This is a genomic window from Nocardia amamiensis, assembly GCF_015477605.1.
GTDB classification, from domain to species: domain Bacteria; phylum Actinomycetota; class Actinomycetes; order Mycobacteriales; family Mycobacteriaceae; genus Nocardia; species Nocardia amamiensis_A.
Genome location: NZ_JADLQX010000217.1, coordinates 1 through 501 on the forward strand (window position 1 = coordinate 1; position 501 = coordinate 501).

The 501-nt window shown below is 72.3% G+C and carries 1 protein-coding gene; it reads right to left on the reverse strand.

Features of this window, described 5'->3' with window-relative positions; genetic code table 11:
- On the reverse strand, positions 1 to 501 hold a 501-nt coding region (locus tag IU459_RS37555; protein ID WP_195134310.1), incomplete at both ends, for an AMP-binding protein.

Here is a 501-nt window from a genome sequence, read left to right on the forward strand (position 1 = left end):
CGGCCGGGTGGTCCGGGTCGATCGGCACGTAGCCGCCGCCCGCGGTCATGGTGGCGTAGATCGCCACCAGCATGTCCACCGACCGGCGGATGCCGACCGCGACCAGCGACTCCGGGCCGACGCCCGCGTCGATCAGTTTGCGCGCCAGGCGATTCACGCGCGAGGCGAATTCGGCGTAGTTGAGCTCGACCGGAGGGCCGAACTCCCCTTCGCCGCGGATGCCGCCGTCGAACACCACGGCGGGGTCGTCGGGCCTGGCCCGCACCTGCTCCTCGAACAGTTCGAGCACGGTGGCCGCGGGCAGATCGTGCCGCGTGTGGTTCCACTCGGTGAGCACGCGAGCGCGCTCTGCCTCGTCGAGGATCTTGATGTCGCGCACGGCGGTCTCCGGCGCGGCGACGGCGGCTTCGAGCACGCGCAGGTAGCGGCGGCCGAACTCCGCGACGGTCGGGGCGTCGAACAGGTCGGTGGCGAAGGAGATCACCGCGGCCATGCCCGCGG